This window comes from Pseudoalteromonas aurantia, from assembly GCF_005886875.1.
Lineage (GTDB): Bacteria > Pseudomonadota > Gammaproteobacteria > Enterobacterales > Alteromonadaceae > Pseudoalteromonas > Pseudoalteromonas aurantia_A.
Genome location: NZ_PNBY01000092.1, coordinates 1 through 18,455 on the forward strand (window position 1 = coordinate 1; position 18,455 = coordinate 18,455).

Consider the following 18,455-nt stretch of genomic DNA (forward strand, 5'->3'; position numbering starts at 1 on the left):
CCATACTAGCCATACTAGCCTTACCTTAAGCCCTGTTACTGTGCTTGCTCACTTATCGCGAGTTTGTCTATCGCACTTTTTAATGAGCGTAGGCCCAATTCAATTTTCTCTTCGAGTTCTACAATCCAACTTTCCAGTACATCGCTTTCAACTTTACTTGCATCAAGTTCCATCACTTTTGCATGCAATTGAACCTCTTGGAGCCCGACAGAACCCGCTGCGCCTTTGAGCTTATGTGCTACAGAACTATACTCGGTGATATCATCCTGTTTCAAAGCCACTCTCAGCTCTGAGCAATATTTAGGGCTTAGTGTCTCAAATAGATCACTACTACGCTTAAATGGTGTAACCCCCATAGATGATACAAAGTCGATAATGGTTTCAACATCCAATAGTTCATATTGCGCATGATCTAACACATTGATAGGTTGCTCTGAGTTACTATGGCTTTTTTGTGAATCAATACCAAACAGCTCAGCTAACATTTTATCTAAACGTGTCGTATTGATCGGTTTAGCCAATGCCCCTTGAATACTTATCCCTTGTAATTCTTTTTCTGCACTTCGTACATTCGCTGTCAATGCAACGATAGGAAGATTGTCATAGTGACTATCCGCTCTCACTTCTCGTGCAACAACATCACCATTTATATCTGGAAGCTGCATATCAAGTAAAATCAAATCTAGCTCATCCTCGGTTGCAACGAGAGACAAAGCATCCTCCCCGGTTTCAGCCCAAATCACTTCATGTCCACGTTGCTCCAATAAGTTGGTGGCTATTTCAGCATTGAGCGGCACATCCTCCACCAACAGGATATATAAACTTCTACCTGCATAGCTTTGCTCCTTTGGTGCACTACATAGCGACAATGGGATTTCAACATCAAACCGACTGCCTTGACCTTCAATACTACTGACATGAACTTGCCCATGCATAGCACTTACCAATGCTTTAGTCACAGCAAGTCCAATTCCCGAACCTATGGCATTTGCACCCGTTGAGTCAGGTGCTTTGTAATACATATCAAAAATACGCGCTTGTTGATCGCTTGGGATCCCCATACCGGTATCTATCACACTAAACGATAACCATTGCCCGCTTTCTCTGTTTTCGCGTTTAAATTCAAGCGTAACACTGCCTCGATGAGTAAACTTAACCGCGTTGTTAATTAAATTCCAAAGAACCTGTCGTAAGCGCGTCGGATCCAATAATGCGTAAACATCGAGTATACCTGTGCGGTTAATCACAAACTCGAGCCCTTTTTGATCTGCTATCAGGCCTGTAAAGTTAACAACATCATTAATAAAGTCAGAGACATTGATACTATCGGTTGCAATATCGAGTTGTTCACGGTCTATTTTGTCTAAATCGATAATGTCGTTGAAGATGTTGCCAAGTGTTTCGGCACTAGAGAAAATCGTATTACACCAGCTTTTTTGTTGTTGTGACAATTCAGAATCCAGCATCATACGCGTCAAACCCACGATCCCGTTCAAAGGTGTTCTTAGCTCGTGGCTTAGTGTCGCGATAAACTTACCTTTATCCTTATACGCAGTTTCTAACGCTTGTTCAGCCTCTTTACGGCTGGTTATATCACGCCCAAAGGCCAGTAGCCCAATGTACTCACCTTTGTCATTGATAAAAGGTAACTTTCTCATTTCAAACCAGCGATGTTCACCATCCACTGGATACTCTACATCTAAAGTTATCGGCTGCTGCGTTGTGGCAACTTCACTGTCTGTGCGCAAAACTTCAGGTAAATAACTACGAGGGTAGATATCCTCAACGGATCTTCCTATCAATTCAGTGCTATTTTTCCCCATCACCAACTCAAACATTTTATTACACCCAGCAAAAATGCCATGCTGATCACGGTAGTAAAATAAGTCTGGGGAAGAATCGACAATAGAACGTAATAACATGCTTTGTTGTGCTAGCTCTTGCTGCGTTTTTTTACGCTCTGCGATTTCTTTACGAAGCTCTTCAATCGCACGATGCTTAGCGTGAAGTGCCATTTTCCGCTCATCAACTTCATTATTAAGGCGATTAATGTTGTCTTTAAGCGTTTGGTTTAATAATTTTTCTTGTTGTGTGGCAGACTCAAGATAAGTTTTAGATGCTTCCAATTTCCGCATAGCAAGAATCGTCATCGAAATAAGTACAGGTGAGGTCATTGCAGCAAAAAAGAGTACAGCTAACACATCAACAATTATTATTTCACCTAACGCAATGTAATAGAACATACACGACAAAATAAGTGATACTAATAACATAAATGCATAGCACAGTAATCCGGCAATTTTATCACCAAATTTGTTGATTAAGTTTACTAATACTCGGGCCCAAGGGCCAAATGAAGATTCAATCATAGTTACCACATAGTCTGTTAACCCGTTTATTATACCTAAGCGCTAATAAGAAGCGAATTATCCCTTATATTCGTACCACATGTTTGTTCTGTGTATCGTCAACTGCACAAAATGAAACTTTATCAATCCCATTTATTTTACATTCATAGGCAAGTGACTGGGTTTTAGTGTAATATGCGCGACTTTAATTGTCGTGACTATGAGGGTATAAATGCAAACAACAATGCCAGACATTGCACACTCAGCCGATGCTTTGCAAACAGGCAAGCTAGACTGGGTAGGCATGGGAAACATCGAACTACCACTGTTATTTGCCAGTAAAAGTCTTAGCGATACGCATGTTACAGCAAAAGCCGATGCATTTGTTAACTTACAAAAAGAAGATGCAAAAGGCATTCATATGTCACGGCTATTTTTGGCACTTGATACACTATCTTGTGAACAAAGCCTCACGCCTAAAACGTTAACTCAAGTATTAGATAGCTTTATCTCAAGCCATCAAGATTTAAGCAATGCGGCAAAGGTCTCAATTGCTTTTGAATTACCATTAAGGCGCCCTTCACTTTTAAGTAAAAAACAAGGCTGGAAAAGCTACCCAATTACAATAACAGCAATTTTGGCCGACGGCGTTGCTCAAATCGAGCTTGGAGTTGACGTAACTTATTCTTCGACTTGCCCGTGCTCAGCGGCATTATCAAGACAACTTATTCAAAATGCATTTGCAGATAAGTTTCAACAAGCGACCGTTGATACAGAGCAAGTCCACGCTTGGCTTGGCACCACCGAAGGAGTGCTTGCAACACCTCACTCACAAAGAAGTATCGTTAATTTAAAAGTATTATTACCAGCCGATTGCGAAGAATTCGATATCCTTGCGCTGATTGATCAGGTAGAGGATGAGTTGAAAACTCCTGTCCAAGCAGCCGTAAAACGCGAAGATGAGCAAGAATTTGCGCGTTTGAATGGGCAAAATTTAATGTTCTGTGAAGATGCGGCTAGAAAACTCAAAGCGCTATTCGAACACACTGCATATCAAGATTTTTATATTAAAATAAATCACTATGAATCACTCCATGCTCATGATGCTGTCGCTTATGCAGTAAAAGGTATAGAGAATGGCTATAAAGCATAAGATAAGTGTATAGTTAGCTAAATACTTTACGCTCCACAAACAGGCACGACAATTGCTTAATTAAACTAACTGTCAAAATGTCGTTGTGGAGTGTTTTATGGAGTTCGCTTTATTATCTATCTTAGCCTTAGTTATAGTTGCTTCTGTCGTCGCGGCAAAATATAACGATGTAGGTGGCAACCCTTATCCGTTTAGTCGAAAAGAATCTGTATTTAGCACCGTAGAAGCCTCATTTTTAACTCTCCTTGAACGTGCTGTCGGTGATAAATTTAAAATTGTTAGCCGAGTCAAACTCATTGATCTTATTGAGTGTAAACCCGGTTTATCAAAAAAAGCTCGTCGCGCAGCCATAACAAAAGCAAAAAACAAACAACTTGATTATGTACTGGTAGATAAAGAAACACTGACCATTGTTGCTGCGGTAGATTTAGTCAATAACAGCAATAAAGGTGGTCACAAGGCTCAGCGTGATTGGTTTGTTAATGGCGCCCTTGAATCAGCGAATATTCCTCACATACGTATGAAAGTGAAGGCGGGCTACAAGGCAAGCGAAGTTCGCAACGCCATTTTATTCAAATTGGGGAAAACACCTCAACCACCAAGAAAATTAAGAACCCGTGTGGAGAAACCCGCAGTCATGTCGCCCTCACAAGCAAAAGCGCATTCCACCAGCTTGGCAGAAATTTGACATATTTAATAATAGCAGGTCTCACACCTGCTATTTTCATTTACCTTAAAGCCCATTTTACAAACTCGCATTTAAGCCAACCTTAGGTATAATATTCAGCAACTTTGTTTAGGAATTTAATCATGAAAATAGGTATTATTGGTGCCATGGAGCCGGAAGTAGCGATTTTGCGAGACGCTATTGCCAACAAGACAGAAACCAGCAAAGGTGGCTTTACATTTTATACGGGCGAATTGGCTGGCCACACAGTTACTCTGGTTCAATCAGGAATTGGTAAAGTTGCTGCGACTGTGGCAACCACGTTACTCATCGACAACTTCCAACCCGACTGTGTTATTAACACAGGCTCTGCGGGTGGTTTCGAACCATCGCTAAATGTTGGTGATGTGGTTATTTCAAATGAAGTACGTCACCACGATGTAGACGTAACTGCTTTTGGGTATGAAATTGGCCAAGTACCGCAAATGCCAGCAGGTTTTGCCGCACATCCAGCGCTTATCAGTGCAGCACAAAAAAGTGTGGCAATACTTTCTGATACACAAACAATGGTTGGCCTAATTTGTACAGGTGATTCATTTATGTGTGATCCAGTGCGTATTGGTCAAACACGTAAAGATTTTCCAAGCATGCTCGCAGTAGAAATGGAAGGTGCAGCAATAGCACAAGCGTGCCACGTGCTAGATACCCCGTTTGTAGTGATCCGTTCACTCTCTGATATCGCAGGTAAAGAGTCACCGCAGTCGTTTGAAGAGTACTTAGAAGTAGCATCTATTAACTCATCAAAGCTTGTTAATGAGTTACTAGAGCAACTGAAAACCGTTACACTTTAATAAAAGTGATAGGCGAACTATTGCAAGCCCAACAGGGCTTGCTTATCTTTGCGGTAGCACTACTGTGTGCCCATCGTTTTCCTTTATTAAGTAGTTACCACCCTTTTACACTGCTTGAATTAACGTTTAAAGGCGTGGTACAACGCGTTTATCAGCCTAAACATACTATAAACTACCAATATTTATCGGGTATTTTAGCCTTTAGCTTACCCGTACTGACCTTGCTTGCCCTCGTTTTGGGATTGAGTATGTTGGCATTTCACCCACAATGGCTTGGCGGCTTAGTACTCTATTTATGCTTAGATACTCAAACAGCAACCCGAACAAAACGCATTGCAACACTGCTTAAACAAGGTCAAAAAGCGACTGCGAGACAGTTATTGTCAACAATCGTGGCCAGAGAGGTCGACACTCTATCTAGCATCGGAATAGCTAAAGCATGTATAGATAGCACGGCTATGCGTACTATACGCCATTACTACTTAGTCATCATATTCTATTTAATTGCAGGCCCCATCGCTGCGCTCACTTACAAACTGTTATTACTGTGCAATCATGCTTGGCGAACCGAGCTCAAACCCAACTCAGCCTTTATCAAACCGCTTTCTGGACTACTTAGCATATTAGAGTGGCTGCCCGTACGCTGCTTTATCATAGTGATGGCATTCAGTTTAAACTACAAAAAAGTCCGTCACTATTTAAAACACTACGCTCGGTTTTTTTATCAGAAAAATTCTGGTTGGATTTTATGCTTATTTGCAGCAAACCTGCACATTCAATTAGGTGGGCCGTGTGTGTACCATGGTGAACGGTTTAAAAAGATGCGTGTAGGCAGTGAACGCCACCCAGAACCCAATGATCTCATTGCATTGCTAGCGTTGCTCAAGCGTATTCAGATCTTTAGTGGGTTGCTTCTGGTATTAACTTGGGTGCTGTCACTCATCGTGATGCAATTACTTAGTATTAAATAATAAACCTCAGCTCTGGATAAGCGAATTTGCCCAATAAAGCTATTTTTCTCACGCTCGGCGTTGCTTTCATTTGTAACGGCCTGTTATTACTGCATAAAAGCGCCTTGATATCGAAAAAAATATCATCATTGGATTGTACGTATGTTTACTTTCAAAACACTTTCTATTCCAAAACCCTTATCCAAACCTGAGGTTCATAACGTCTATAACGCATAATCAGAAGTAAAAAAAATGGCCAGCGATGCTGACCATTTCATAATAAATCGTACCCTAGTAACGAGCTAGAAAATTAACTTAGCTGACTGTGATCTTTGCAAATTTACGTTTACCAACTTGGTAAATCGCCGTTGTACCTTTTTCAATAGCAAGTTTAGTGTCAGTCACCTTCTCTTCGCCATTTAGCTTAACAGCACCTTGCTTGATCATACGCATGGCTTCCGAGGTACTCGCCACTAACCCAGCTTCTTTTAGTAAAGCGGTGATAAACGTCGTCTGATCAGCAATTTCAATTGTCATCTCTGGGATGTCATCTGGTAATGCGTTTTTTTGAAAACGCTGAATAAAATCTTGATGTGCAGCGTGTGCATCTTCTTCACTATGAAAACGCGCAATCATTTCTTTCGCAAAATCAATTTTAATATCACGAGGGTTACGCCCATTGGCGACTTCTAGCTTTAAAGCAGCAATGTCATCAAGTGATAACGCACTTAATAGTTCATAGTAACGCCACATCAGGTCATCAGAGATAGACATCACCTTACCAAACATATCTGTTGGTGCATCGGTGATCCCAATATAATTCCCTAAAGACTTAGACATTTTTTGAACACCGTCAGTCCCTTCTAGTAGCGGCATCATCAGTACTGTTTGTGGTTTTTGTCCTTCAGACTTTTGTAGCTCACGACCCATTAGCAAATTAAAGCGTTGATCAGTACCACCTAGTTCAACATCGGCTTCAAGCGCTACAGAATCCCAGCCTTGCACTAATGGATATAAGAACTCATGAATGGCAATTGATTGGCCATTAGCATAACGCTTTTTAAAATCATCACGTTCAAGCATACGAGCAACAGTTTGGTTAGCTGCAAGCTTGATCATACCTGCACTGCCTAATTGTTCCATCCAAGTAGAATTGAACGCAACCGTGGTTTTAGCCGGGTCTAAGATCTTAAACACTTGCTCTTTATACGTTTCTGCATTGGCAAGCACATCTTCACGCGTTAACGGCTTACGCGTTACATTTTTTCCTGTTGGGTCACCAATCATTCCCGTGAAATCACCAATCAAGAAAATCACTTCATGGCCTAGGTCTTGAAAGGTCTTTAATTTATTGATCAGAACAGTGTGGCCTAAATGTAAATCAGGGGCTGTTGGATCAAAACCAGCTTTGATCTTCAGCTTTTTACCTGACTTAAGCCTTTCTTGTAATTCGTCCTCAATCAGGATCTCCTCTGCACCGCGTTTTATCTCTGCAAATGCAGTATCTAAGTCCACCATTCATCACTCCAAAAAATTCAGTTTATCGGTCGATTCTAGCCTATATTTGGATCAGTTTAAATGCACAAAATACTGGTATTAACGCTTTATTGCGTATATCCTGCAATAATATTTATTATATTTCTTGACATCAGAAAAGGCGCTTTATGGTGAACGTGGTGCACAAGCTCCCTAAAAAACACAAACTGCTAATTCTGGGCGTTGCGTCAGTAATGGGTATTGTTGCTTTAACTCCGTCAGAAAAAGCCACGGCATCCAAAGACCACGATAAAAAAGCATTAGAAGTCGGCAAACGGTATGAACTTCCCGTTAAAGTCAGTGAGCAGCCTGAACAGCTTACTGAGCTCAGTGCTATCGATAGCAAAAGTACAGTGCCTCATGCACATATTGAGTACCACTTTGAAGATCATCAAGTGAAATCGGGTGATAGTCTGGCCAGTATATTCAAGCGAGCTGGCTTTTCAGCAAAAACGCTTCATACATTGGTTAACACTAACGAAGAAACACGCAAGCTCACTAAAATTCACCCTGGCGAAACACTCAGTTTTGCGAGTGATCAAAGAGGAGCACTAGCGCAACTGAAATATGTTCTGTCAAAAACAGACACGCTATTGGTAACACTCAATGATGAAGGTCGCTATAACACAGCGATTGAAAGTAAAGAAATTGACACCATCGAAAAGTCGGCCAGTGGTGAAATTGCATCAAGCTTTTGGACTGCAGGCATCGCTGCGGGCTTAAGCGAGCGACAAATTATGAACTTTGCTGATATATTTGGTTGGGATGTGGATTTTGCCAATGATATTCGTAAAGGTGATCAGTTTGCTATCATCTATGAATCTCACTATGTCGAAGGTGAAGAGATTGGCAATGGCAAAATTATCGCCGCTGAGTTTATTAATCAAGGCGAGCGCTATACCGCAATAAGGCATACAGACAACAACTTTTATACCGCGCAAGGCCGTAGTATGAAAAAGGCTTTCTTACGCGCGCCTGTTAACTTCAAATATATAAGCTCTAACTTTAACCCTCGACGTTTACACCCAGTCACGGGACGCCGCTCTGCGCACCGAGGTATTGATTACGCAGCAAGAACGGGAACACCTGTCGTTTCATCTGGTAATGGTAAAGTGATAAAATCGGCCTATAACCGGTTAAACGGTAACTATGTATTCATACAGCATGGTAGTAAATACGTTACCAAGTATCTGCACCTCAATAAACGTCATGTAAAAAATGGTCAAAAGGTTAAGCAGGGTCAAAAAATTGGGACCGTTGGTGCGACAGGCCGCGTTACTGGGGCACATTTACACTATGAGTTTCTGGTAAATGGTGTGCATAGAAACCCTAGAACAGTAACATTGCCAAAGTCACAGCCACTGCCTAAAGCGGAACTGGCCAAATTTAAGCCAATCGCAAAAACGCTATTGGCTCAGTTGCAAAAGCATAGAGAATTGCAATTGGCACTCAACAAATAAACGTAGTAGCTAAATTCGAGTTAGAGTCACTAGCTAATACTAATAACTACCCTTAGCAAATAAAAAAACCTCATCAAGATGAGGTTTTTTTATTCCACAATTGAACGTTTTATATCAATCGTAGTTAGTGGCGAGCTTCATTAAGACTAACACTGGAGAGTCGTTAATTAACAGAGCAAAAATTTACTAGTAAAGTTAAAAATTATGTCACCGTAGTTAATACCCCATTTAAATCTCAAAGAGTGAGCATAAGTAGAGTAAAGCATAGCCCACCTCGATAAAAATATAAGCGATGAACCTAAGCCTATGCTTCGTTGATACTAGTTTGGTTTATACGTTTTTAAAAAAGCCATTAACTCATTACTAGGCATCGGTTTTGCGTACATAAAACCTTGCACTTCATCACACCCGAGCTGTTTTAACAAATCGGCCTGAGCTTGTGTTTCAACTCCCTCTGCGATGGTCTTCAAGCCCAAATGACGACCCAATGATACGACCAAATCGGCAATAGCACCGCTGTCATTATCTGGAATATCTTTCACAAATGCTCGGTCAATTTTCAACCTTGCTAATGGAAGCTTTTGTAAATAACTTAATGAAGAAAACCCCGTACCAAAATCATCAATTGCGACTTCAACACCAAATTCTTTTAACTCCTGTAAGGTATCAATCACCACACCAATTTCATCCATAACGACACTTTCGGTTACTTCCAGCTCAATCTTTTTAGGATCAACCTTATGGGCTAACAAGGTATCTTTAATACCTTGTGCATAATTAGCAACTTTAAATTGTGGCACAGATACATTCACCGCCACATTAATATCCATACCAATGCCCACTAGCTTTTTTTGTTGTAAGCACGCTTGCTCTAACACCCACTGCCCAATATCGACTATCAACCCTGCGTCTTCAGCGAGCGGCACAAAAATAGCCGGAGAAATATAATGACCATTGTCAGACGGCCAACGCAGTAAAGCCTCACACCCAATAATCTCTAGGGTATCAAGAGACAATTGTGGTTGATACCACACTTCCAACTTCCCATACTCAAAATCTTGTCTTAATTGGCGAATTAAGCCCAATCGCCACGCCATTTTCTCTTCTAGGTCTGGTGAATACCAATCTAAAAACTTTTTACCTTGTTTGGCTTGATTTAAAGCAATGTACGCCAGCTTTAACGTATCTAACCCTTGCTGACTGAAGTCACTTTGTTCACAAACACCAACATGAAAATGCATCGTTAAAATGTGTTCATTAACTTGATACGGTATCATTAACGCGTCAATGAAATGTTGCTCATCGAAACTGCCTTTAGGTAGCAACAAACCAAATACATCTGCGCCAATTCTGGCAATAAGCTCTGCATCAATAAATTCTTGCTGTAATCGCTGCATAACCACCAAAAGTAGCTGATTACCTACCTCTTGTCCTAAGCCATTGTTAATATCTGAAAACTGAGCTATGTCTATCAGCACAAATAGCAGTTCATTGCGACTTTCAGGCGCTTTATCATTACCATCAATGTAATAGCGTTCAACCTGCTGCGCAAAGCTACTTCTATTTGGTAGTTTCGTGAGGGGATCTTTATAAGCGACATCCCGAAGTTCATTGAACAACTTGATGTTGTCTAAACCTACGCTGACATTCGCTAAAAATATTTCCATAAACTGTAATTGAGCAGGGTTAGGCTTCACGTTCAACTCGAGATATACCGCTGCTCGACGACTTTTACCTTGTAGTAATACAGTAATATCATGCTCTGTTTGTTGATGCTTTTCATAATCAAAACAGTTTTGTACTTGCATGATCACGCGGCCGTTATCCAACTGCTCAAGGCCTTGACCAAAGAATGCCTGGTAGTCCGAGGTTCCCCCTAAAACCAGAATTCGTTTATCGTCACTATGAATGCCACTGACAATTCCATTGGGCTCGCTGCCTAAAATTTTGGCCAGCTGCATAACCACAGCTAACCCAAACGTTTTCATGTCACTGTGACCTAAAATCGCATGTGATGCTTCAAGAATACGGGTCAATGCGGTGCTTTGTGCTTCCAGTTCACAAATTTGCTGATAAGAACGGATCGCCGTCATTAATGACGTCACCAACTTACTGCGGGTAAGCTCCGTTTTCATTTTATAATCGTTGATGTCGTATTCACGTATAACTTGCTCTTCAGGCGCATAACCAGGCTGCCCTGTTCTTAAAATAATACGAACATTATGATTTTGTAATTCATCACGTACACGCTTAACAACGGTTAAGCCTGCATCATCACTTTCCATTACAACATCAAGTAAAAGAATACAAATCTCAGGGTTATGAATTAGCGCTTCAATCGCCTCCTTTCCCGAATACGCATGATAAAACCGAAGCGAACGCCCCCAAAATTCGACCCCAGAAAGTGCCAGCTTAGTCACAGAATGAATTTCAGGATCGTCATCTACTATAAGCACATCCCAAAAATCATTTGTCATCGCTTGTTCATGCGTTTCTTCATCATGATCTAAAAACAAAAAATCATCTCGCTCAGACGCCATTCTCTATCCTTCAACCCACTTACCGCTTTAAAGTTAAAGCTTTGCGCTTAATCGCATGTTTACCATACTACGAAATGTGGTACATTTTTACTAGCACGTTTGAAATTTATTAACACCCAAGAAATATTATAGACGATGTTCAAACACTTGCGTGCAGTATGTTGAGAAATAAAACTAGGAGCAACTTATTAAACTTTTTATATCCAGTGCTAAAGCTCTTTTACTTGTGGGGTTATTGTTCATCACACTTGGCTTATTGCTACCTCATCAGTATCAAGTGCATCGAAGTCAAACATTAACTACAACGCAGCCTTACGTATTTAATCTCTTGTTAGACCTTAAAAACTGGCCAAACATCATGGCTTGGCACCGATTAGCTGGTGTAAAAAACATTAATGTATCCACCCCGAGTCGTGGGGTTGGTGCACATATTGAGCTTGCCCATACATTAGGACATTTAGAAATAACAATTGTAAAACAAAGCGACAATAATTTAGAATTCTCATTGCTTATAAACGATGAGCATGTTGGAGCGGGTCAATTGACAAGCGTACTATCAGCCAATGAAACAAAAATTGATTGGCACCTTAATGGCATGATCCACTCTAACCTATTCGGTGGCTATATTGCGCTCTACTGTGAATTTTATCTCGAACAAATGATCATATCAGCACTCAACAATATCAATACTCAAGTAAAATTACAGGCAATGCAATGACCGTAAAGAATGCACAAGTAAAATCAAGCTTAGCGCTTCTCATTGAAGAGAAGCTTGGTGTCACTATGAAAAAAAAAAACCATAGAGGCACACATACAGGCTCTGATGACAGCTACAGTGTGCAAGGAAAAACTACCATTGACTATGTTGTGCAAAGTAACGATAGCCCGTTAAAAAGAGCGTTAAAACGTCAGCAACTCAGCAAAATACAGCGTCAACTCAACATTGAAACGATTATGGCAAACGCTTTAGCGCTATGCCCTGATGTAACCAGTCGCGGCCGACCCGATCCTGACTGGTTAGAACACTTTATCGACCTAGCAGAAGATATTGCTAATCAGTCGATGCAAAAGCTATGGGCAAAAATCTTAGTGGGTGAAACCGTATCGCCTGGAACCTTTTCTATAAAAAGCTTACAAACCCTCAAGCAAATGACACAGCGAGAGGCAACGGCTTTACAAAAGTGTGCTCCTTTATGTGGGTATCTAGCAAAAGAAGACAGCTATATTATTTTAATTGGGTATTACAAAAAGCCATCATTTTTCGACTTATTACGTAAAGGGAATAAGGAATCTATTAACCTTAGTAAAGCGGGATTAAGCTTTCCTAATATCTTAACTTTAATGGATATTGGGCTACTGTATAGACAAGAAATCGAGTCATCTAGCTTAAAACCTGAACAGCCGTTCTCTTTGTCATTTCAAGGGAAAACACTCTCATTAACAGCAAAAAGTAATGACTTAGTGTTGGGCTATTACAAACTAACGCAAACGGGAGATGAATTAAAAAAGCTCATTACCGTGCCAATAAACAAACAATATAAAGGGCAATTAGAGCAGGCTTTTAATGAAGATTTTGACTGTAATTGGGGGTGAATGCCTCTATTCAACACCTGTTATAATCATGAAATAAAAATAAAAAAACCCTGAATTATCAGGGTTTAAATATAGGATTCAGCGTACTTTACAGCGATATTAAAAATGCAGTTGAATACCCGCAAATGGACCTGATGTATCAATGTCCGTGCTAATATCATCAACGTCATCGAGTTCTAATTGCATTGAGCGGTAACCGGCACGAATTGCCACATCAACAGCTAAGTTATCAATCACTTCCCATGCAATACCTACTTGGTAATCACTGATCTTACTATCATCGATTGCCAGCATGCTGCCCTCAGCAAAAACACTCAACCCTGTCATAGGTAAGCCAACTTCAGCACGTAAATAGCCAAGTGGTACCACACCAGAGAAATCTCTGGTTTCAGTGACTGACTGTCCTTCAGCTGTACCCGCTAACTGAATTGAACCGTCAAACTGCTTAAAATTCAAACCAAAGTCAAACGACACTAAATCATTGTCAAATAGCTCATAGTACAATGTGTAATCAATATGGTTTAAGTCTGTCACTGTATTTGCTTGCGTGCCAACCGTGTAGTTCTTACCATTAAACTCAAACGTTTCAGATAAAGTAGCAGAGCCATTCAATTCCAGTTCAGTATATTTCAACTTAAGATTAGGTACTAATGGAATAGGGTGTTCAAGGGCAGCATAAAAGCTGGTAAACGTCTCATCTTTAAAGTCAAACGATTGGGCATTCCCTTTTTCTTGATAGCTCCCCGAGCTATCAGCTTGCCACCCTTCTGCCCCTAAATATAAACCAAGTATCGTATCGGCATGTGCTACCGGGGCCAAACTTGCCATAGACAAAGCTGCAGCTAGACAGTACTTTTTCATTTTTTATCCTTGCGCTAAAAGTTCACTAAGTTCAATAAGAGCTGCATTAGCTCGTGAAATATAATTTGCCATAACCAACGAGTGATTGGCAACAAAACCAAAACCACTGCCATTGAGGATCATCGGGCTCCAAACGGTTTCTTGAGTTGCCTCTAATTCACGAATGATTTGTTGTAAGCTCACCCGCGCATTTTTCTTTTCTAATACGTCAGCAAAATCATGCTCTACGGCTTTCAAAAAATGTAGCAGCGCCCAGCTTGCGCCACGTGACTCGTAAAATACGTCGTCGATTTTCCACCAAGACGTTTTAACTTGCGCACTACTTGGTGCATAAGTTGCCTGCTCTGCTGCACTGTCACCCGCCAAATCTGTATTGACTCTATCCTGGCCTACGCTAGCGCTCAAACGTTGGCTTAAGCTACCTAAGCGTTTCTCAGCTTCTTTTAACCAACCCCTTAGATTATCGGCTCTGGCATAAAATTGGCTATCGCGATTGTTGGGATCGGCGATCTGGTCGCGATATGCTATCAGGTGTTCAATACCAACACGGTACTCACCCTCAGCGCTTGGCCAAGCCCATGCAGTTGAACTAATATTAAACTGAGGCTGTGCCTTTTTAAGTGCCAAATGTTCTGTTGACTGTGATTGAGAACGGCTAAAGTCTTTACGCATAGACAACGCGAGATCTCGTACCATTTCTAATGCACCATACTCCCATGCAGGCATGTTATCCATAAACACGCTAGGCGGAAGCATATCATTTGATAGATATCCACCCGGCTTATCAAGTAACGTTGCGCTCACCTCAACTAAAGTATTCGCAGTAACATAACCAATCACGGGCTGTTTTGTAGTTTGCTGCTGCGCAGCAGCGACCACATCGAAAACATCGGGCTCCGAGCTCCAATACACGGCTAAAATATAGCCCAACAATACCAAGCCAAGTAAGCCTGCTATTATTTTATTTAAATATTGCTGCATTATTAATCCTCATGATGGTGATGTGCTTTTTCTACTTTTTTAAACGAATCTTTCAATGAAACAACATCTATCATTGTAAAAACGTGGCTGCCATTTGCAAAATGTAGCGTCAACTTTCGCTTTTCGCCCGGCTTCAAAGCATACTCAGGGTCAAAGGCCATTAGATGGTAACCGCCCGGCTGAAATATAACTTGTTCATTCGCAGCCACAGTTAACTTGTTTACTTGCTGCATTTTCATCATGCCATTGTGGTGCACATGTTCATGGATCTCGACCCGCCCTAGCCCTTTGATCGTGGCTTTAACCAGTTCAAGGTCCTTGTGAGACTGATTATTTAAAGTAAAGTAGGCAGCCGTAGAGCGAGAAGCTGGCAGAAAAGCCCGAACTTTAGCATCGCTTATAACAATATTAACGTTATTTTGAGTATGAGCGCTGCTTTCATGCGCCGAATGTTCATTATGTTGATGAGAAAGTGCGAAAGTTGAAACAACAAGGCCGCTGGCCAACGCTATAAATTTAGCAAACATATGCTTTCCTTAAATAAAATAGCAACTATTTAAATCATACCATGAAGTCAGTAATTTGAAGTAAATAGTTTAGTACTAATTCCCCGCATATGGAGTGTAAAATCATGTAGATAAACCCTCGCTTAACAGCCAGCCTAATGCCACTAACATTAATAACGGAACCGCGATAATAATAGAATTAAAAAGCAGCGCTAACACAACCCCAATCAACACAACCAGTGCCAGCCCCACTACACCAATACTAAGCAATGCAAACAACGCAATTACCAGTATTATGCCGACTAATAAACCTGCGAGCTCCATACCGACCCAGCTTAGTTCATTAAAAAAGTTTGGAATGCTTATCCAAGCAAGCGGTGCATTCAACCACGAAATTGTAGAAAATAAAAACAGGGCCGCCAATATTAAAAATACAGTTTTCATCGCTTGCTCCTTAGTCTTATTTAGTTGGCATCGTATAATAAGCGACGCCATACGCGATAACGGTTAGCAGGGGAAATTTCAAAAATACAAAGAGCGCCAATACCCGGGTTAACCAACAAGGCAAATTAAACCGCTCCGCAAGACCGGCACAAACACCGCCTAATTTTTTATTTTTGATGTGACGAAAACATTGCTGCTTAAAATTAGATTTAGATTGTGTATACATAACGCCTCCAAAATACAGACTTATATTGGTGAGCCTATCTTTGGTTTTAAAAAAGAGTTTAAAGCTCACCGGTAAAACGCGTGTTCAAGGTTTAGTACCGAACTTAGTTTGCAGCTTGTTGAGACCTATCTGCGACTTGCTGCTTTAGTTTTGCCAGCTCACTCGACAGTTGCTCTTCTTTTTCTAATGCAGCAAACTGCGCCTGTGTGCTTTGCTGACCTAAATCATAGCTATCTACTTCAGATTCAATACGATCTACTTTACGCTCTAGCTGTGTAAATCGCGTCAGGACATTTTCAACGTCGTCACAAGCCAGAGTTTGCCTAATACGGGCTCGTGCCGACACAACTCGCTCATGCCTTGATAACTGCTGCTCTTTGACATTCAATGCCGTTATTTTAGCCACAAGACGATCTGCATCGTCATTTAGCTTAACAAGCGCATCTGACAATGAAACAAGCTGAGGCTGAGCCGCCTCAATGTGCGCTTGTGCTGTATGCTTATGACTGAGTGCAGCCTTGGCCAGATCTTCTCTGTCTTTACTTAACGCATGTTCCGCTTTTTGTTGCCAATCATTCACTTGCTTTTGATGAGCTGCAATTTTTCGTGAAAGTGACTTTTGTTCACACATAACCGTGGCAGCAGTCGCACGGCACTGTGTTAGTGTGTCTTGCAATTCAATTTTAATTTGTGCAGTCATCTTTTTTGGGTCTTCAGCTTTATCTAAAAAAGCTGACACTTCTGATTTAATAAGATCTTCAATTCGATTGATTAAGGCCATGATCTGCTCCTTTGCATTGGCGTAAACATAACTAATAAAACTTGATATAAACAATATATTCCAAGCTTTATGCCAAAGATTAAAAGCACATATAATTCATAGAGTTAAAAGTATACTGAGTATTTCAGAGAGGGAATGCAATGAAGGTTTTGACTAAAAAGTGGTGATTTAAACTAAAAAAGCCACACAATAAAATTGTATGGCTTTTTTAAATTCAGTGTTTGTGTAACTACTTACTCAGGAACACACGCCAGTGCTTTTTCCATCACGCTGATATCAGCGCCTTGTTTGTGACCATTCTCTGACAGGTGCCGTCTAAACGCACGCCCACCTGGCTGACTTTGAAAAATACCCAACATATGACGTGCAATATGCCAAAAGTTAGCCCCTTGCGTCATTTGCATTTCAAAGTAATCATACATACTGCGTACTACCTCATGACGACTTTGCGTAAAGGCAGGCTCACCATATAAAAGTTCATCGACTTGACTCAGCATATAAGGGTTACTATAAGCTTCACGACCGATCATCACACCATCTAAATGCGCCAGGTGCTGCTGACAGTCATCCAAGGTTTTAACCCCGCCATTAATACTGATGTGCAGATCTGCGAAGTCTTTTTTCAGTTGATATACTCGCGGGTAGTCAAGCGGCGGCACTTCACGGTTTTCTTTCGGGCTTAACCCTTTTAACCACGCTTTTCGCGCATGAATAATAAAGTCATCACAGCCAACTTGTTGCGATGCCTCTATCAGTGCCGTTAAAAATTCATATGAATCTTGCTCATCTATACCAATGCGGGTTTTAACCGTAACAGGAATGTCAACCTCAGCTTTCATCGCCGCAACACACTCAGCCACCAGCTGGGGTTCAGCCATTAAGCAAGCGCCAAATCGGCCGTTTTGAACTCGGTCAGAGGGGCAACCAACATTTAAGTTAATTTCATTATAACCATACTCGCCAGCACGTTTAGCGCATTCAGCTAACGCTTTAGGATCAGAGCCACCCAGCTGTAATGCCACGGGCATTTCATGACCACCAAATGCCAAATAATCCCCTTTACCAAATAAAATGGCACCGGTTGTGATCATTTCGGTATACAGCACTGCATGTTTAGTCAATTTACGGTGAAAGGTTCTGCAATGTTTGTCAGTCCAATCAAGCATAGGTGCCACGGAGAAACGTCTAAAATCACCACCTTGTGTAATTAGATGATCACTTTTAATTATTTTTTCGATTTGGCTCATTATCAACCCCGCAACGCAAAACATTATACAGTCATAAATTAGGTCGCGCAGTATACACGATACCTACCAAAACTGCATGCATAAGGTAGGCGAACGTTTACCGCTCGCTCAAACCCTCAATTCAAAAAAGCGCGGCATAAAACCCCGCCAACAACCCAAATAAAACTAACCCACCGTAGGCGAACGTTTACCGTTCGCTTTAAACTACCAATGAGCGCATTTACCTACTACCTTTTATCAACACACCACGCTAATTTTCATGGATGAAATATGCATAAATCACACTTGCTAAGAAAAGGTCGAGTTTCAAT

The 18,455-nt window shown here is 41.0% G+C and carries 17 protein-coding genes; 7 read left to right on the forward strand and 10 right to left on the reverse strand.

Annotated elements, in window-relative coordinates; translation table 11 throughout:
* Nucleotides 1-35: 35 nt before the first annotated feature.
* On the reverse strand, nt 36-2,369 hold the full coding sequence (arcB, locus tag CWC18_RS17000; RefSeq protein ID WP_138675758.1) for an aerobic respiration two-component sensor histidine kinase ArcB: 2,334 nt from the start codon (nt 2,367-2,369) through the stop codon (nt 36-38).
* Between the two features lie 211 nt (nt 2,370-2,580).
* On the opposite strand from arcB, the gene folE2 reads away from it, so the two are divergent.
* From folE2 to CWC18_RS17020, 4 genes are all read left to right on the forward strand, one after another.
* Complete coding sequence (gene folE2 / locus CWC18_RS17005) at nt 2,581-3,501, forward strand: GTP cyclohydrolase FolE2 (RefSeq protein WP_138675759.1); 921 nt, start codon at nt 2,581-2,583, stop codon at nt 3,499-3,501.
* Nucleotides 3,502-3,598: 97 nt separating this feature from the next.
* On the forward strand, nt 3,599-4,189 hold the full coding sequence (locus CWC18_RS17010; RefSeq protein ID WP_138675760.1) for a DUF2726 domain-containing protein: 591 nt from the start codon (nt 3,599-3,601) through the stop codon (nt 4,187-4,189).
* Between the two features lie 122 nt (nt 4,190-4,311).
* The gene (gene mtnN, locus CWC18_RS17015) at nt 4,312-5,019 is read left to right on the forward strand and encodes a 5'-methylthioadenosine/S-adenosylhomocysteine nucleosidase (protein ID WP_138675761.1); all 708 of its coding nucleotides are present in this window, start codon (nt 4,312-4,314) and stop codon (nt 5,017-5,019) included.
* Nucleotides 5,020-5,039: 20 nt separating this feature from the next.
* Nucleotides 5,040-5,990, forward strand: a complete 951-nt coding sequence (locus tag CWC18_RS17020; protein ID WP_138675762.1) for a cobalamin biosynthesis protein CobD/CbiB — start codon at nt 5,040-5,042, stop codon at nt 5,988-5,990.
* Nucleotides 5,991-6,284: 294 nt separating this feature from the next.
* Here the strand turns inward: CWC18_RS17020 and tyrS are convergent, their stop codons facing one another.
* Nucleotides 6,285-7,484, reverse strand: a complete 1,200-nt coding sequence (gene tyrS / locus CWC18_RS17025) for a tyrosine--tRNA ligase (protein ID WP_138675771.1) — start codon at nt 7,482-7,484, stop codon at nt 6,285-6,287.
* 149 nt (nt 7,485-7,633) lie between these two features.
* On the opposite strand from tyrS, the gene CWC18_RS17030 reads away from it, so the two are divergent.
* The gene (locus tag CWC18_RS17030) at nt 7,634-8,965 is read left to right on the forward strand and encodes a peptidoglycan DD-metalloendopeptidase family protein (protein ID WP_138675763.1); all 1,332 of its coding nucleotides are present in this window, start codon (nt 7,634-7,636) and stop codon (nt 8,963-8,965) included.
* A 320-nt stretch (nt 8,966-9,285) separates the two neighbouring features.
* Here CWC18_RS17030 and CWC18_RS17035 read toward each other — a convergent pair whose 3' ends face one another.
* Nucleotides 9,286-11,505: a bifunctional diguanylate cyclase/phosphodiesterase gene (locus CWC18_RS17035; protein ID WP_138675764.1), complete on the reverse strand. Its 2,220-nt coding sequence runs from the start codon at nt 11,503-11,505 to the stop codon at nt 9,286-9,288.
* Between the two features lie 235 nt (nt 11,506-11,740).
* Between CWC18_RS17035 and CWC18_RS17040 the strand changes: the two genes are divergently transcribed.
* Both CWC18_RS17040 and CWC18_RS17045 read left to right on the forward strand, forming a co-directional pair.
* Nucleotides 11,741-12,223 carry a hypothetical protein gene (locus tag CWC18_RS17040; RefSeq protein ID WP_138592937.1) on the forward strand — a complete coding sequence of 161 codons (483 nt, stop codon included), beginning with the start codon at nt 11,741-11,743 and terminating at the stop codon, nt 12,221-12,223.
* A complete protein-coding gene (locus CWC18_RS17045; RefSeq protein ID WP_138675765.1) occupies nt 12,220-13,098 on the forward strand; it encodes a TIGR03899 family protein in 879 nt (292 codons plus the stop codon). The genes CWC18_RS17040 and CWC18_RS17045 overlap by 4 nt, the downstream gene beginning before the upstream one ends.
* A 99-nt stretch (nt 13,099-13,197) precedes the next feature.
* On the opposite strand, the gene CWC18_RS17050 is transcribed toward CWC18_RS17045, so the two are convergent.
* The 7 genes from CWC18_RS17050 to dusA form a co-directional block, all read right to left on the reverse strand.
* The gene (locus tag CWC18_RS17050) at nt 13,198-13,959 is read right to left on the reverse strand and encodes a TIGR04219 family outer membrane beta-barrel protein (protein WP_138675766.1); all 762 of its coding nucleotides are present in this window, start codon (nt 13,957-13,959) and stop codon (nt 13,198-13,200) included.
* 3 nt (nt 13,960-13,962) lie between these two features.
* Complete coding sequence (locus tag CWC18_RS17055; RefSeq protein ID WP_138675767.1) at nt 13,963-14,940, reverse strand: DUF2333 family protein; 978 nt, start codon at nt 14,938-14,940, stop codon at nt 13,963-13,965.
* 2 nt (nt 14,941-14,942) lie between these two features.
* A complete protein-coding gene (locus tag CWC18_RS17060; protein ID WP_138675768.1) occupies nt 14,943-15,467 on the reverse strand; it encodes a copper chaperone PCu(A)C in 525 nt (174 codons plus the stop codon).
* A gap of 102 nt (nt 15,468-15,569) precedes the next feature.
* The gene (locus tag CWC18_RS17065) at nt 15,570-15,890 is read right to left on the reverse strand and encodes a hypothetical protein (protein ID WP_138598176.1); all 321 of its coding nucleotides are present in this window, start codon (nt 15,888-15,890) and stop codon (nt 15,570-15,572) included.
* 16 nt (nt 15,891-15,906) lie between these two features.
* The gene (locus CWC18_RS17070; protein ID WP_138592931.1) at nt 15,907-16,116 is read right to left on the reverse strand and encodes a PspC domain-containing protein; all 210 of its coding nucleotides are present in this window, start codon (nt 16,114-16,116) and stop codon (nt 15,907-15,909) included.
* Nucleotides 16,117-16,219: 103 nt separating this feature from the next.
* A complete protein-coding gene (locus CWC18_RS17075) occupies nt 16,220-16,897 on the reverse strand; it encodes a PspA/IM30 family protein (RefSeq protein WP_138675769.1) in 678 nt (225 codons plus the stop codon).
* Between the two features lie 233 nt (nt 16,898-17,130).
* Nucleotides 17,131-18,144 carry a tRNA dihydrouridine(20/20a) synthase DusA gene (dusA, locus tag CWC18_RS17080; RefSeq protein ID WP_138675770.1) on the reverse strand — a complete coding sequence of 338 codons (1,014 nt, stop codon included), beginning with the start codon at nt 18,142-18,144 and terminating at the stop codon, nt 17,131-17,133.
* Between the last annotated feature and the right edge of the window lie 311 nt (nt 18,145-18,455).

Excerpts from the sequence above, each read along its gene's own strand:
- CWC18_RS17070 (WP_138592931.1), bottom strand. The coding sequence starts at position 16,116 with ATGTATACACAATCTAAATCTAATTTTAAGCAGCAATGTTTTCGTCAC.
- CWC18_RS17045 (WP_138675765.1), top strand. The coding sequence starts at position 12,220 with ATGACCGTAAAGAATGCACAAGTAAAATCAAGCTTAGCGCTTCTCATT.
- CWC18_RS17065 (WP_138598176.1), bottom strand. The coding sequence starts at position 15,890 with ATGAAAACTGTATTTTTAATATTGGCGGCCCTGTTTTTATTTTCTACA.
- CWC18_RS17035 (WP_138675764.1), bottom strand. The coding sequence starts at position 11,505 with ATGGCGTCTGAGCGAGATGATTTTTTGTTTTTAGATCATGATGAAGAA.
- CWC18_RS17055 (WP_138675767.1), bottom strand. The coding sequence starts at position 14,940 with ATGCAGCAATATTTAAATAAAATAATAGCAGGCTTACTTGGCTTGGTA.
- CWC18_RS17060 (WP_138675768.1), bottom strand. The coding sequence starts at position 15,467 with ATGTTTGCTAAATTTATAGCGTTGGCCAGCGGCCTTGTTGTTTCAACT.
- dusA (WP_138675770.1), bottom strand. The coding sequence starts at position 18,144 with ATGAGCCAAATCGAAAAAATAATTAAAAGTGATCATCTAATTACACAA.
- CWC18_RS17030 (WP_138675763.1), top strand. The coding sequence starts at position 7,634 with ATGGTGAACGTGGTGCACAAGCTCCCTAAAAAACACAAACTGCTAATT.
- folE2 (WP_138675759.1), top strand. The coding sequence starts at position 2,581 with ATGCAAACAACAATGCCAGACATTGCACACTCAGCCGATGCTTTGCAA.
- mtnN (WP_138675761.1), top strand. The coding sequence starts at position 4,312 with ATGAAAATAGGTATTATTGGTGCCATGGAGCCGGAAGTAGCGATTTTG.
- CWC18_RS17010 (WP_138675760.1), top strand. The coding sequence starts at position 3,599 with ATGGAGTTCGCTTTATTATCTATCTTAGCCTTAGTTATAGTTGCTTCT.
- arcB (WP_138675758.1), bottom strand. The coding sequence starts at position 2,369 with ATGATTGAATCTTCATTTGGCCCTTGGGCCCGAGTATTAGTAAACTTA.
- CWC18_RS17050 (WP_138675766.1), bottom strand. The coding sequence starts at position 13,959 with ATGAAAAAGTACTGTCTAGCTGCAGCTTTGTCTATGGCAAGTTTGGCC.
- CWC18_RS17075 (WP_138675769.1), bottom strand. The coding sequence starts at position 16,897 with ATGGCCTTAATCAATCGAATTGAAGATCTTATTAAATCAGAAGTGTCA.